Consider the following 14,646-nt stretch of genomic DNA (forward strand, 5'->3'; position numbering starts at 1 on the left):
CAGCCACTGCCTCTGCCAAGACCGGCAAGCAATCGATCGCCCTGCCACCCGCTCTCAGGCCTTCCAAAGCCGGTGAGGGTGACTCCACGAAGGGGTATCCCTTTGGATCTTTGAGACCACTGAAAGCGAAACCCGGTACGCCAGCTGCGGTCGTGCGAGCCTGCCGCGCGGCGATCATATCCGCTGCGACGCCGCTTGGCGCCGTCCGTGTCCACGCGGTAAGCGCAGGCGCCTTGCGTCAACGTCGGAGCGCACTCACGGCGCCGATCGAGGTGCGAATAGACTACACAAGACAAGGGGGCATCGAAGTTCGGCGGGCGCGGGTCGGCTGTCACCTTGATGCGGCGGGCAGGGTCACCGCAGTGAAATAACACCAACAGGCATTTTGGGGTCCGAGAACAATGCGCCCGGCCACCAGCGTGAACTGGTCGTCGAGCCGCATGGCCGACCGCCAAGCGTTGGCGCGTCGATCCGTCAGCGATTGAATAGACCACTATAGGGCGCCCGCCACTATTTTCGAACATTAATTCCAATTTCTGTTTTGCAAAACGATCGTGCCACGCTAGCGTGAAGTTCGGGAGGACATTCGGATGACGAAGCGCGTGGCAGTCGCCCGGGAAAGTCCCTGTGATACTGCCCTAGGAGTACCCCCACCCCTAACCCCTCCCCACAAGGGGGAGGGGAACTCTGTTGCGCGCCATTCGCTTATTTCTCGATCTGAAACAAAGCAATTTGCCGCCGTAAGCGCCTGCGGAAATCCCCCTCCCCCTGTGGGGAGGGGTTAGGGGTGGGGGTCGCTTCGCACATGCCTCGGCTCATGGCATGAACGCGAGCAAAGCATCCGGACGGTCTATTGCCGACGAGGCGGCGACCCGCAAGCGCGGCCGGTCGCTTGCCGCGCTCGGCTATACCAAGCCGCAGACCTACGAAGAACTGCGCGCCGTATTGTCGTCCGGCACCGTCCATTTTCCGAAACGCCTGCGCCAGGTTGCCATCTTCCTGTGGCAGCATCCGAGCGACGTCGCGCTTGGCACGATCGCGCAGGTCGCCGAGCAGGCCGGTGTGCAGCCCTCGACGCTTGTTCGTTTTGCGCAGATCTTCGGCTATGCCGGCTTTTCCGATTTCCAGAGTCTTTTCAAGGAGCATGTCAAAGGCTCCTGGCCCGAAGGCCGGGCGCGCGACGGACAAGAACGGGCGGCCACCGAGCCCAACGCCAATCTGCATTTTCTCAACGGCATGGTCGGCGCCTCGCAGGCTTCGCTCGGCCGCATCGACAATAACTTCGACATTGCCAGCTTCGAGCGCATGGTCGATCTGCTGGCTTCCGCTGACCTGATTTATGTGATCGGCAGCAAACGCGCCTTTCCCGTCACCACCTATCTCTCGCTCACTCTGTCGCAACAGGGCGTGCGCAACGTGCTGGTCGACAATGTCGGTTCCACCGCGCTTGACCAGGTCGGCTGCATCGGCAAGCGCGACGTCGTGCTGGCGGTATCCTTCAGCCCCTACAACTCGATCACGCCGGACCTCGTCGCTGTCGCCCATGAGCGAAAGGCGCGCATCGTCACCATCACCGACAGCACGTTTTCTCCCCTGGTCAAGCTGTCGGATACATGGCTGGAAGTGGTTGAGTCCGACTTTGCCGGCTTCCGCTCGCTTGCCGCTTCGCTCGCCGTCGGCATGGCCCTTGTCCACGGTGTTGTCGCGCGCCGCACGACCTGAGACGGATACGATTGACTATCGGGAATTGGTGTTCCATATCTAGAAAAATAGAAACTTTATTCCGGGAGGAGGAATGGAGCTTCGGCTAGACGACAAGGTGGTGCTGGTCACCGGCGCGACGCAAGGCATTGGCCGGGCGATCGCCGAGACGCTGGCGCACTCAGGCGCCGGCGGCCTGCTGGTCACCGGCCGCGAGCCGGTGCGTGGCGCTGAAGTCGCCGCAGCGCTTTCAGAGATAGGCACGCCGACCGCTTTCGTCGCAGCCGATCTGGCGGACCCCGAGGCGCCGGCGCAACTGGTGAAGGCGTGCATTTCCCGTTTCGGGCGCATCGACGCGCTGGTCAACGCCGCCGGCCTGACCAACCGCGCCTCGTTTCTCGATGCCGGCCTCGACGACTGGGCGGCGCTGTTCGCCGTCAACGTGCGGGCGCCATTCTTCCTGATGCAGGCGGCCATCGCGCAGATGATCAAGCAAGGTCAAGGCGGCGCCATCGTCAACATCCTGTCGATCAACGCGCATTGCGGCTCGCCCGAACTCGCCGTCTATTCCGCCACCAAGGGCGCGCTCGCCACCCTCACCCGCAACGCCGCCAACGCGCACCGCTTCGACCGCATCCGCGTCAACGGCATCAATGTCGGCTGGACCGACACCCCGGCCGAACGCATCATGCAGGCGCAGACGCTGGGCCACGGCCCAGGCTGGCTCGACGCCGCCAATGCGTCGCAGCCTTTCGGGAGGCTGCTGGCGGCCGACGAAGTGGCGAACCTTGCCGTGTTCCTGCTCTCCGACGCCTCCGGGCCGATGACCGGCGCCCTGATCGACCAGGAGCAATGGGTCGTCGGGGCGAACCGGTGAGCGCTTCAACGCCCCCCGAAACGCTCGGCCCAGAGCTCATTAGCCGGCTTTCTTCCTCCGTCCAAAAACCATCCTATGATCGGGCCGCACTTGTCCCGGGGATGGCTCATATCGGTGTCGGCGCCTTCCACCGCTGCCACCAGGCGGAATACACCGACGATCTTCTTTCGCGCCGTTTCGATCGCTGGGGCGTGGTCGGCATCAACATCCGCGCACCATACTTGTCGGAAACGCTGGGCAGGCAGGGCGGCCTCTACACGCGCCTGATCCGCGAAGACAGCCAAGTCGAGGCGCGAATCATCGGCAGCATCGTCAGGGTTGTCGACAGCCAGGAGAGTGCGGCACCCGCGATCGACGTGCTGGCTTCCGCCGGCATCGAGATGGTCACGATGACCGTGACGGAGAAAGGCTATTGCCACATCCCGTCCAGCGGCGCGTTGGATCTGGCGCACCCGGACGTCGTCCACGATCTCGCCAATCCACTGGAACCGCGAAGCGTGCCGGGCATTCTGGCGCGGGCGCTTGAATTGCGCATGGCCTCGCACAGCCGTCCGGTGACGCTGCTCTCCTGCGACAACATCCCGACCAACGGCATCATCCTGGAGAACGTCGTGCAGGCTTTGGCCAGCCGGCGCGGCAATGGCCTGTCGGACTGGATCGCGGCCAACGTCGCCTTTCCCTCGGCCATGGTCGACCGCATCGCGCCAGCGACCTCTGAGGCCGATATCGAGACCGTGGAGCAGCATTTCGGCTACCGCGATGCCGCCGTCGTCGTCGGCGAGCCGTTCCGGCAATGGGTGATCGAGCAGAAATTCGCCGGCCGCGTGCCGCGATGGGACCGGGTTGGCGCGACGTTCGTCGGCGACGTCACCCCCTTCGAGCACCTCAAGATGCGGGTGCTCAACGGCGCCCAGACCACGCTTGCCTATCTCGGAGTGCTGGCGGGCCTGGAGCACACGTCGGATGCCATCGCCGACCCGCTGCTCGCCGCCTTCGTCCGGCACATGCTGATCGACGAGACGCTGCCGACCTTGATGCCGATGCCCGGCGTCTCGCCGGAAGCCTATGTCGAGCAAAGCCTCGCTCGTCTGCGCAATACAGCGATCCGCCATCGCAACCACCAGATCGCCACCGACGGCTCGCAAAAGATCGTGCAGCGGCTTCTCAACCCGATCCGCGACCGGTTGCGGCGCGGCGAAAGCATCGCGCTCTTGTCGGTCCCGGTCGCAGGCTGGATGGCCTATCTGATCCGCTCCTCGGCACGCTTCGGCAAGCGCTGGCCGGTGTCCGATCCCTATGCCGATAGGATCGCCGGCATTGCCGACTCGGTCGGCACCGACACGAAGGCCTTGGCAGCCGCGATCCTTGCCATCGACACGATCTTCGATCCGGAGCTTGCCGCAAATGGCGATTTCCGCAGGGCTATCACATCAGCCCTCGACGGCCTGCTCTCAGACAACCCGATGGCAGTCGTCAGGCGAAGTTTGGAACAACCCGAGGTTGCCCGGTTGAAGCGGCCCGCACAATCGGCATAGTAAGGGGAAGGGAGGCAATATGAAGCTCGGACTGCTCACCGCACCGTTTGCGGACACCTCGCTTGGCGAGGTTTCCGACTGGGCAAGCTCGGCCGGCTTCGAGGCGCTGGAGATCGCCTGCTGGCCGAAATCCTCCGGCGGCGCCCGGCGCTATGCCGGCACCAGCCATATCGATGCCGCCTCGACATCGGCCTCGCAGGCCAAGGAAATCGTCGCCTCGTTGGCGGAGAAGAACCTGACTGTGTCGGGCCTCGGCTATTACCCCAATCCGCTGCACCCTGATGCGGCGCATCGCGCGGCGATCATCGACCATCTGAAGAAGGTGATCGTGCTGGCGAGCCATATGGGCGTGCCTGTCGTCAACACCTTCTGCGGCGGCGACGCTTCGAAAACCATCGACGCCAACTGGCAAGAGGCGCTCAAGGTCTGGCCCGCCATAACAGCCCATGCGCGAGACCATAGCGTGAAGCTCGCCTTTGAAAACTGCCCGATGATCTTCAGCTATGACGAGTGGCCGGGCGGGCACAACATCGCCTATTCGCCCTATATCTGGCGCCGCATCCTTGAAGCCTGGGGCGGCGATGTCGGCATGAACTTCGACCCGTCGCATCTGGTCTGGCAGATGATCGACCAGGCCCGTTTCATCAGAGAATTCGGTCCGTACATGCTGCATGTCCATGCCAAGGACCTGATGATCGATCCTGATGGACTTTACGAGCGCGGCATCCTCTCGGCCGGCATAGGCTGGCAGGTGCCGCGCATGCCGGGGCTCGGCGATGTCGACTGGAATGTGATCTTCTCCGGTCTCTATCGCGCAGGGTATGACGGGCCTGTTATCATCGAGCACGAGGACCGGCGGTTTGAGGGGAGCGACGACAACGTCAAGCGGGGTTTTCTACTCGCCCGCGACGTGCTGCGCCCCTTCGTGAAGTGACGGCGCAAACAGCTTGGCTTTGATCCTGTCTCAGGTCGACAGGATCAGGCCCTGAAACTGAAAACATTGTGGAGGAAGACTGAAATGAAAAAACTTTTGACCATAGTCCCGCTGCTTGCCGGCGCGGCCTTCATGGCTTCGGTGGGCGTCTCGTCCGCTGAAGCCAAATACACGATCGGCATTTCCAACACCGTGCAGGGCAATGGCTGGCGCGAGGAGATGATCTGCGCGATGAAGGCCCAGGCGCTCGCCTCCGGCGAGGTGACCAAGCTGAACATCGCCCACCGCAACACCGACGCTGCCGGTCAGCTCGAGGACATCCGCAACCTGATCAGCGCCAAGGTCAACGCCATCGTCGTCAACCCGGCCGATCCAGCCGGCATCAAGTCAGCCCTGGAGGAAGCCACCAAGGCCGGCATCGTCGTCGTCGCCGTCGACCAGGCGGTCACCGAGCCGTCGGCCTACATCATCTCCAACAACCAGGAACAATACGCCTATCTCGGCGCCAAATGGCTGTTCCAGCAGATGGGCGGCAAGGGCGACGTCGTCTACATGCGCGGCGCCGCCGGCGCCTCGGCCGACAGCGACCGCGACAAGGGCTTCAAGAAGGCGCTTGCCGAATTCCCCGATGTGAAGGTCGTGCACGAGGTCTTCACCGGCTGGCAGCAGGATCAGGGCAAGCAGCAAATCCTCGACTTCATCGCCACCGGATCGCCGTTCAACGGCATCTGGACCTCGGGCATCGACAATGTGATCGTCGATGCGCTGGTCGAGTCGCAGACGCCGCTGGTGCCAGTGGTCGGCGCCGACAATGCCGGCTTCGTCGGCCAGTTGAACTCGGTCGAAGGCCTTGTCGGGGCGGCGGTGACCAATCCCGGCTCGATCGGCGGCGCCGGCGTGACGCTGGCTCTCCAGATCCTGAACGGCAAGAAGCCGGCGGAGCAGACCGTGCTGGTCGAGCCGCAGCTATGGGAGAACGCCACCGAAGAGGGCAAGGCCAAGCTGAAGGGCGCGGCCGATCCGTCGCTGAGCCCGGAATGGCCGGTCTCGATCTCCATCCCGGACTGGACCACCTACACCAAGGACCAGATCATCGCCTGCAAGGGCCCGGGCGAGTAATCGCAGGCTTGACGAGCCGCGCTTCTGCCTTCTCCCCTTGTGAGACCTTTGCACAGAAGCCGAACGGTGATTCTGTGGTGAAGGTTGGAGCAGGGAGATTCGGGATGGCGGATCGTGTTTTGGGTCAGTTGAGTCTGGCGGACGGTCTGGCGGCGTCGGATGAGACGATTTTCGACCTAGTATCGAAGGAACTGGACTGGGCGCCGATCCGAACATTGCTGGGTCAGCGCAGCGGTCCTGGCTCGGGCAACACCAGCTATCCGGCGGAACCGCTGGTGCGCTGTCTTTTGCTGGGCATGTGGCATGGGCTGAGCGATCCGGCGCTTGAGGCGCAGATCCGGGACCGATTGTCGTTCCGCCGCTTTGCCGGTTTCAGCCTTTCGGACCGCACGCCCGACCATTCGACACTGTGGCGCTTCCGCGAGGAGCTGACGCGTGAGCGACTGATCGACAAGGTCTTTGAGGAGATCAACCGTCAGCTGGAGGAGAAGGGCCTGATCGTCAAGCGCGGCACCTTGGTCGATGCCACGTTCCTGCAGGCTCGTGGCCGTCCGCCCAAGCAGCCGAAAAAGGGCCACCAAGGTCCGGTCAAGCCGTCGGCCGACAAGGATGCGCGTTGGGGCAAGAAGGGCAAGAAGAGCACCTTCGGCTACAAGATGCACATCGGCGTCGACCAGGAGCACACCTTGATCCGGCGTGTCGAGGCGAGCGACGCCTCGGTCACCGACACCGAGCCGGCCGACCAGTTGATCTGCGGCGACGAGAAGGCGGCCTATGGCGATCAAGCCTATTACACCCACGCCCGCCATGCCCGGCTCGCCGCCGCCAACATTAAGGACCGGCTGATGCGGCGGCCCAACAAGCATCACCCCGAGTTGCCGCCGCGCCACAAGCTGCGCAACCGGCTGATCGCCAAGGTGCGGGCGGCAGTGGAGCGGCCTTTCGCCGTGTTCAAGGAGCGTTACGGCATGCGACGCCTGCGCTTCTTCAACCTCGCCACCAACCGCACGCAGTGCATACTGGCCGCCTGCGCTTACAATCTGCGCACCATGATTGGCGTCCTCTATCCACCCGATGAGAGGCGGACATGAGGGAGGAGTGCGTCCACAATCCGGCAGGATGGCTGCCTAAACCGACAAAGGCCCCGCAAGGGCCGCGGAAAACCGCTCTGCCGGCCTTCAAAAAGGCCCTCACTGACCACCGAAATCCACTTCGCTCCCCGTGCAAAGCCCTCCTTGTGGGAGAAGGTGGATCGGCGCGCAGCGCCGAGACGGATGAGGGGTGCTGGAAGGAATGAGGCGTTGGTGTTCCCTGGAACACCCCTCATCCGACCTCGCTTCGCGAGGCCACCTTCTCCCACAAGGGGAGAAGGGAGGGTCGCTGTTTCGGCCGGCATCGTCAACCGTAGACGGCCAACCGATCATGGCTCCATAACATTTGGAAAGCTTGGAACGAGAGCAACGCGATTTTGACCACCAATCCCCTCCTGGACGCCACCGGCGTCGTGAAGACCTACGGCGCCGTGGTGGCGTTGCGCAATGCGTCGCTGTCGGTGCTGCCGGGTGAGGTTCACGCGCTGATGGGCGCCAACGGCGCCGGCAAATCGACGCTCGTAAAAATCCTGACCGGCGCCATCCGCGCCGATGCCGGGCATATCCTGATCCGCGGCGAAGCCCGCGACGTGCGCTCGCCCGCCGATGCGCGCCGCGCCGGCCTGCTTCCCGTCTATCAGGAACCATCGCTCATCCCGGATCTCGATGTCGCCTCCAACCTTCGCTTGACCGGCACGCCGGTCGAGCCATTCCGCGCCTGGGTGCGCGAGCTGGGCATTCCCGACCTCGACATACGCGACATCGCGCGCGACATCCCGCTGGCCGTACTGCGCGTGCTCGATCTGGCGCGCGCTCTTGCCGTCGAGCCCGACGTTTTGCTGCTCGACGAGATGACCGCAGCACTTCCGGCAAACCTTGCCGAAAAGGTGCTTGAAGTCGTTCGCCGCCAGGGCGACAGCGGTCGTTCGGTGATCTTCATTTCCCACCGTTTTGTCGAGATATCGGCACTTTGCGACCGCGCCACGGTGCTTCGCGACGGCGAGACCGTCGGCGTCGTCGACATCGAGCCGGGTGTCGAGGAGCGCATCGTCGAGATGATGCTCGGCGCCAGGATCGAAAAGACGCGGGTGACGTCGCGCCAGGCCAGCCAGGCCGCTTCGCCTGGGGATAGCCGTCCGCGCCTCGGCGTGGCGAACCTTCGTGTCGGCACCAAGCTCAACGACGTCTCGTTCGATCTGGCGAATGGCGAGGTCGCGGGCGTCGTCGCGCTTGAGGGCCAAGGCCAGGACGAGCTCTTCGCCGCCCTCGCCGGCTCCATCCGCCCGTCCGGCGGCACCATCGAGGTGGACGGGCAGCCGGTCAGGTTCGCGCATCCGGCGGATGCGATTCGCGCCGGCATCGCCTATGTGCCCGGCGACCGCACCGAAGCTCTGACCATGCAGCGCTCGGTGCGCGAAAACATCGCGCTCCCGTTCAGCGCCGCCTTGCGCAATTGGGGGCCGATCAACATGCGGCAGGAAGGCTCCAGGGTCGTCAGTGCGATCGAGCGTCTGCAGATCGACACGCGCGCCCAGCGCGAGGTGCAGCGCCTGTCCGGCGGCAACCAGCAGAAGGTGACGATCGCCCGCTGGATCGCCGCAGAAGCACAGACCGTCCTCTGCTTCGACCCGACGCGCGGCATCGATGTCGGCACCAAGCAGGAGATCTACAAGCTGCTGCGCGAACTCGCCGACCAGGGCAAGTCGGTGCTGTTCTATACATCCGAGCTCGAGGAGGTGCAGCGTGTCTGCGATCGCGTCATCGTCATCTTTGGGGGGCGCGTCGTCGATGTCTTCCCCGTCGAGCTCGCCGACGAGCCGGCGCTGATGCGCGCCGCTTACGGCTTGCCCCGCGGCGCCAAGGAGGATGTCGGCATTCTTGCCGATATCCATTCAAGCCCGGTGGCGAAACCTTGACCCGCCTCGTCCGCCGTCAGGGCTGGGTCGCCGGCCTGCTCGTCCTGTTCGTGGTCCTGTTGGTGATCACCAGGCTGATCCAGCCGGGCTATGGCAGCGGCGATTTCGGCTCGCTGGTGCGCGCGGTGCTGCCTTACGCCTTTGCCGTGGCCGCCCAGACGATTGTCGTCATCGCCGGCGGCATCGATCTTTCCGTCGGCGCCATGATGGCGCTGACCAGCGTCACCGCCGCCTCGATGATGGACGGCGCCAGCGAGGAATACGCGCTTTTCGTCGTGCCGTTCGTGCTGGCCATGGGCCTGGTGCTCGGCGCCGTCAACGGCATGCTGATCGTCGTCACCCGCGTGCCCGATATCGTCGTCACGCTGGCCACCCTCTTCGTTCTGCAGGGCGCGGCCCTGCTCGTCCTCGGTGCGCCCGGCGGCGCGGTGGCCGAATGGCTGAGGGCGACCATCATCGGCACCGTCCCGATTCCGGGGCTGCCCGGGATCTCTGCCTGGATACCGAAGGCGCTGGTCCTGCTTGTCGTCTGCCTTTGCATCATCTGGATACCGCTCAAGCGCTCGAAGCTCGGCCTCTCGATCTACGCCATCGGCAGCAGCGAGCTGGCGGCATTTCGCAGCGGCGTGCCCGTCGCGCGCACCAAGATCATCGCCTACGCCCTGTCGGGGCTTTTCGGCGCCATGGGCGGGCTGGCGCTGACCATGAGCACTGGCATCGGCGCCCCCATTCCCGGCCCTTATCTTCTTGCCAGCGTGGCTGCGGTGGTGCTCGGCGGCGTCGCACTTGGCGGCGGCAAGGGCGGACTGCTCGGCCCGATCGTCGCGGTCTTCGTGCTGCGCCTGGTGCGCACCGACCTGACGCTTCTGGCCATCGATCCCAACGTCACCGCAATCATCGAGGGCGCGATCATGGTCGCCGTTGTGATGTTCGGCGCCTTCATCACCATGCGGAGCCGGCAATCATGAGCAATGCCGTGACGCTGGCAGATCGGCATGAGCGTAGCGATCCTTCGCGCCCCCCTCTGTCCTGCCGGACATCTCCCCCTCTTGGGGGGAGATTGGCCGTCGCTACGGTTTTCGCCAATCTCCGAAGGTGCAAGAAGGGCGCCGAGTGTGAAGCTGCCAATCTCCCCCCAAGAGGGGGAGATGTCCGGCAGGACAGAGGGGGGCGCCGTAGAGCACCATCCTCTCCCGGCACCAACATCGCGCCACCCCAATTGCGAGCAATCTCATGAGCATATCAGCGATCCAACCCGTCCCCTTCGGCCGCCGCCTCAAGCGCTTCATGGCCGACCGGCCGCTGATCCCGCTGATCATCCTGCTGGTCATGCTGGTGGTGATCCTGCAGATCCTGCGCCCCGGCATCGTCAACGAGCGCTGGCTCGCCAACACGGTCAAGTTCGCCATCCCGCTGGCAATCCTCGCCGGCTGCCAGACCATGACCATGCTGACCGGCGGCATCGACCTGTCGGTCGGCACCGTGGCGACGATGAGCGCCTTCATCATGGCGACGCAGGTCGTCAATCATGACCCGGCGGTGGCGATCCTCATCGCCTTGGTGCCGGCGGTGCTCATCGGCCTGGTCAACGGCATCGGCGTCGGCGTCTTTCGCGTGCACCCGCTGATCATGACGCTCGGCACCAGCCTGATCGGCACCGGCTGCCTGCAGGTCTACCAGCGAACCGTCATCGCTTCAGGCGCCAAGATTCCGCCGTTCCTGGCCTGGCTGGGCACTGGCCTGACCTATGGCGTGCCCAACGCGCTGCTGCTGTTCGTGCCCATCGCCGTCCTCATCGTCTTCACCTTGAACCGCACCGGCTTCGGCCGTCTGCTTTACGCGGTCGGCGACAATGAAGGGGCGGCACGCCTGTCCGGCGTCCGCTATTGGCAGGTGATCACAGCGCTCTACGTCATCTCGAGCGTGCTCGCCGGCATCACCGGTCTGCTCTATATCGGCTTGATCAAGGCGCCGTCGCTGTCGCTGGCCGAGCCGCTGGTGCTGCCTTCGGTGGCAGCGGCCGTGATCGGCGGAACCTCGATCTTCGGCGGCCGCGGCGGCTACACCGGCACGATCATCGGCGCGCTGATCCTCACCGTGCTGACGACGCTGCTGACCATCCTGCAGATGCCCGAAGGCGCGCGGCGGTTTCTGTTCGGGCTGATCGTGTTGTTCGTGACGGCGGCTTATTTGCGGATTATCGAGGATCGGTAGGGGAACCGCTGGAGCCGGGGCTGCTTTTGACCGAAGCAGACTCTCGCAAACGGAGCCGTGCATGACAGCTTTGCGCCTAATGTCGGTCGTTTGGGCTGGCTTCAACATATCCTGAAAGCGGACACGCCAACGATAAAGCCAAGATGCAGGAGATGCTCTCGTTGCCTGCTGCGTGTGACCGGAAGCAGCGGCATGGCGTTGAAAGCGGCCGGCTTCCCATCGGCGCGTTGCGGACGAGGGTGATGACGCTTCGCTCCACGCGTCCTAACCTTCAACCTTCTGCCAGACGGAGACATGTTTATCGCTGACCTGCGTGAACAGCTCCTTTTTCCAGCCGCCCCAACGCTCTTTGAGCCTTAAACCAGCCAGTCGCGCCATAAGATCGAATTCAGCTGGCCAGGCATAACGAAACGGTACTGAGAATCGCTTATAGCTTCCGTCACGGAGCCAGATGTGATGGGACGAGAAATTCTGGTTCACCACGTCGTACTCGTCGACGCCCCAATGCGTTTCGCCGTGGTCGAACGCCAGGATCGTCTCGCCAACCGGCAGCCGCTGAAGCGGTGGCACGCCGACCTCAATCAGGAAGTGTCCACCAGGTTCGAGATGCGCGGCTGCGTTCCGGAAGCAGGCGAGCTGAGCGTCCTGCGATGTCAGGTTGTTTATCGTATTGAAAACCAGATAGACGAGTGAGAACCGTCTCGCGACATCCGTCGTTACCATATCGCCGATCGCTACCGAGATCTCCGCGCCTCCTTCTTTAGCGCGAAGGCGAGACACCATCGGCCTCGAAAGCTCGATGCCTTCCACCTGCACCCCTTTCCGCGCGAGAGGAAGTGCGATGCGTCCGGTTCCGATCGCGAATTCCAAGGCGCGCCCGCCTCCTGCGAGCTCGGCCAGGAGATCAACGGCCGGCTCAATCACCTCTGGCGCAGAGATGCCTTTATCATCATCGTAGGTCGCAGCGATCTTCTCGTCGAAAAGCCCGTCATCATGCATTCTGTCTGCCTCTCTGGTAACGCTTGTTTCAAGACCGACGGCGCTATCGCGTTGACCGCGGCTTCGTGGGCATCGCATTAATTCGTGAGCCGTCGCGAAAGGGATCAGCTTCCACCCATCCGCTCGGGGCATGGGATTCCCCGCAGGCAAGCGCATCCATGGCAGCGGCCGGTGATCTGTTTCGTCGCTCGCTGGCTGCGACGGTGCCAGTCCAAGCGAACTCGCGAATATCGCGACGCGCAGTACCTATGTCCGCCAGATCACGATCCGATAGTCGGTGTAGTGCGTGTTCGGTCTCGCTCCGTTGCCACCAGCCCACAACGACGGAGGCTCCGAACCTCAAAGCTGGTAGCTTCGTCAGAAGGCCGCGGGCAAGGCGATCCGGGATTTCGGCTATTTGGAATTCCAGTGTCATGACTTTCGTCCAAGTTGTGCTGAGTTAATGCCAACCTAGTGAATTGCCGTCAGACGTGTTATCGGCAGTCTGACAAATTATGTCTCTGAGCCGCCATGATTGCCCGCGACAACCTGATCAACGTTCATTTGCCGGAAGACGGGTTCGGAGATTATTCGCATACCGCTGTCGCTCAGGGCGGAGCAGAGCCCGCCGGGCGGACCTACGCTTTTCATACGCACCACCGGGCGCAGCTTTTCCAGATCGTGCGGGGTTCGCTGAGGCTGGAGACCGAGCGGGGTTACTTCATCATCCCACCCGAACGCGCCGTGTTCGTCCCGTCCGGGGTCCTCCACGAGGTGACCTACCTGCAGGAGACGGAGCGCAGCTATCTCTTTTTCCGCCCCGACGCGGTGGCGAGCCTGTCACCGGAAGTCTCCGTGATCGGTACGACGCGGCTCCTGCGCGAGCTAATCCTGGCGTTTCTGGAAATACCTCGCGCGGACGCGGGCAGCCTCCCCGCCGAACGACTTGTGGCAGTCATTCTCGACCAGCTCCAGACGAGTCCGGTCGCACCGTTGTCTCTCCCGTTGCCGGCATCCGAACGCCTCCGGGACATCGCCGCAGACATGCGGAATGAGCCGGGCGCAGATTGGCCCCTCGATGAGCTTGCGTCACGTGCGGCCATGTCCCCACGTAGCTTCCAGCGTCACTTCCAATCTGAGACAGGGATGAGTTTCCGCGCCTGGCGACAGCAGGCGAAATTGCTGAAATCGGTGGAGTGGCTCGCCGGTGGCCGAAGCGTCGGCGACATCGCTTTCGCACTCGGCTACTCAGGCCCCAGCGCCTTCATCGCGGTTTTTCGGGCGGCCTTCGGTGCCTCTCCCGGAAAATACTTCCAAGACACGCCTCTGGAGCTGTGATTCACCGGATGCCCGCCGCGGCTTACCGCGTAAGTCTGCCTTCTTGGCCTCGCTCTCCAGAACCTGCCAGTCCCCTTCCGGCCCAAATGTAGCCGTTCAACACGCATCATTGGAACGTCTGCTTGTGGCGCTACCTGTGCATTCCGGAACGAGAAATTCGAAGGCTGGCCGCTGACATCCATTGAGCGGCCGGAAAGTCGCATTAGATGCAGTGTCGAACCTTACGAATGTCGCCACGGTTTTGGCGATCGCCTAAGCGCGGAAAGCAGAGCGGCAGGTGGCACAAACCGCCGAAACCTCCGGCGGAAGTCCGTCACCCGAAATCATAGCCACCACGGCCTTGGCCGCATGGATACCTACGCCGCCTGAACGATCTCGACCAGTTCAACGTCGAACACCAGATCCTTTCCGGCTAGCGGATGATTGCCGTCGAGCTTGACGCTGGCGTCGTCGACGCCGACGACCGTCACCTGCATGGGGCGCCCTTCGGTGGTTCTGGCCTGCAATCGAGTACCGATATCGACATTGATGTTGTCCGGCACCCTGGCGCGGTCGACGGTCATGACCGCTTCGGGGCGGTGGGGGCCATAAGCGGCGTCGGCGGGAATGGTGACGGTGCTTTTCGCGCCGACCTCCATGCCCTCGACATGGGTCTCAAGGCCGGGGATCACTTGCCCTTCACCGAGCTTGAATTGCAGCGGTTCGCTGCCGGAAGAATCGAATTGAGTGCCGTCGGCTAGACGTCCAGTATAATTGATGCGCACGGTGTCGCCATTCTTGGCCTGTGTCATGGCAGTCATCCTTTGGGAGTTTTTGAGGGACCGGCCAGAGTTCACGGGTCCCGTTTTCGATCATTCACGCACTAAGGTGCGCGGCGCGAAACTCTAAAACTAGGGACTTGGCGGCCGATGTAAACCCACATTGCCGATTGAGCCACCTGCGT

The 14,646-nt window shown here is 63.5% G+C and carries 13 protein-coding genes; 10 read left to right on the forward strand and 3 right to left on the reverse strand.

All coding sequences use genetic code 11. From position 1 onward, the window contains the following. Window positions 1-822 precede the first annotated feature (822 nt). The 9 genes from RPG13_RS04470 to RPG13_RS04510 all read left to right on the forward strand — a co-directional run bounded on the left by RPG13_RS04470 (window position 823) and on the right by RPG13_RS04510 (window position 11,387). Window positions 823-1,722, forward strand: coding sequence for a MurR/RpiR family transcriptional regulator (locus tag RPG13_RS04470; RefSeq protein ID WP_292713762.1), 900 nt, complete (start codon window positions 823-825; stop codon window positions 1,720-1,722). A 73-nt stretch (window positions 1,723-1,795) separates the two neighbouring features. Further along, window positions 1,796-2,578 (forward strand): SDR family oxidoreductase, encoded by a 783-nt coding sequence (locus RPG13_RS04475; RefSeq protein WP_337124487.1) that lies wholly within the window; start codon window positions 1,796-1,798, stop codon window positions 2,576-2,578. Then, on the forward strand, window positions 2,554-4,113 hold the full coding sequence (locus RPG13_RS04480; protein WP_337124488.1) for a mannitol dehydrogenase family protein: 1,560 nt from the start codon (window positions 2,554-2,556) through the stop codon (window positions 4,111-4,113). Before RPG13_RS04475 ends, RPG13_RS04480 begins: the two co-directional genes overlap by 25 nt. A gap of 19 nt (window positions 4,114-4,132) precedes the next feature. Next, the gene (locus tag RPG13_RS04485) at window positions 4,133-5,047 is read left to right on the forward strand and encodes a sugar phosphate isomerase/epimerase family protein (RefSeq protein ID WP_095485022.1); all 915 of its coding nucleotides are present in this window, start codon (window positions 4,133-4,135) and stop codon (window positions 5,045-5,047) included. Window positions 5,048-5,131: 84 nt separating this feature from the next. After that, window positions 5,132-6,166: an ABC transporter substrate-binding protein gene (locus tag RPG13_RS04490; RefSeq protein WP_095485021.1), complete on the forward strand. Its 1,035-nt coding sequence runs from the start codon at window positions 5,132-5,134 to the stop codon at window positions 6,164-6,166. 104 nt (window positions 6,167-6,270) lie between these two features. Continuing rightward, window positions 6,271-7,257, forward strand: a complete 987-nt coding sequence (locus RPG13_RS04495; protein WP_126103272.1) for an IS5 family transposase — start codon at window positions 6,271-6,273, stop codon at window positions 7,255-7,257. A 377-nt stretch (window positions 7,258-7,634) separates the two neighbouring features. Beyond that, complete coding sequence (locus RPG13_RS04500; protein ID WP_095485020.1) at window positions 7,635-9,173, forward strand: sugar ABC transporter ATP-binding protein; 1,539 nt, start codon at window positions 7,635-7,637, stop codon at window positions 9,171-9,173. After that, on the forward strand, window positions 9,170-10,141 hold the full coding sequence (locus RPG13_RS04505; RefSeq protein WP_128243547.1) for an ABC transporter permease: 972 nt from the start codon (window positions 9,170-9,172) through the stop codon (window positions 10,139-10,141). Before RPG13_RS04500 ends, RPG13_RS04505 begins: the two co-directional genes overlap by 4 nt. 265 nt (window positions 10,142-10,406) lie before the next feature. After that, window positions 10,407-11,387, forward strand: a complete 981-nt coding sequence (locus RPG13_RS04510) for an ABC transporter permease (RefSeq protein WP_337124489.1) — start codon at window positions 10,407-10,409, stop codon at window positions 11,385-11,387. A 264-nt stretch (window positions 11,388-11,651) separates the two neighbouring features. Here the strand turns inward: RPG13_RS04510 and RPG13_RS04515 are convergent, their stop codons facing one another. After that, window positions 11,652-12,386, reverse strand: coding sequence for a class I SAM-dependent DNA methyltransferase (locus RPG13_RS04515; RefSeq protein ID WP_292501865.1), 735 nt, complete (start codon window positions 12,384-12,386; stop codon window positions 11,652-11,654). Window positions 12,387-12,429: 43 nt separating this feature from the next. Then, window positions 12,430-12,801 (reverse strand): DUF1127 domain-containing protein, encoded by a 372-nt coding sequence (locus RPG13_RS04520; protein WP_292501863.1) that lies wholly within the window; start codon window positions 12,799-12,801, stop codon window positions 12,430-12,432. A gap of 95 nt (window positions 12,802-12,896) precedes the next feature. Here RPG13_RS04520 and RPG13_RS04525 point away from each other — a divergent pair, with 95 nt between their 5' ends. Continuing rightward, window positions 12,897-13,703: an AraC family transcriptional regulator gene (locus tag RPG13_RS04525; RefSeq protein WP_337124490.1), complete on the forward strand. Its 807-nt coding sequence runs from the start codon at window positions 12,897-12,899 to the stop codon at window positions 13,701-13,703. 356 nt (window positions 13,704-14,059) lie between these two features. On the opposite strand, the gene RPG13_RS04530 is transcribed toward RPG13_RS04525, so the two are convergent. After that, the gene (locus RPG13_RS04530; RefSeq protein ID WP_126104427.1) at window positions 14,060-14,494 is read right to left on the reverse strand and encodes an FKBP-type peptidyl-prolyl cis-trans isomerase; all 435 of its coding nucleotides are present in this window, start codon (window positions 14,492-14,494) and stop codon (window positions 14,060-14,062) included. Window positions 14,495-14,646 lie beyond the last annotated feature (152 nt).

The sequence above is a fragment of the Mesorhizobium sp. ISC15 genome (assembly GCF_037162615.1).
Lineage (GTDB): Bacteria > Pseudomonadota > Alphaproteobacteria > Rhizobiales > Rhizobiaceae > Mesorhizobium > Mesorhizobium mediterraneum.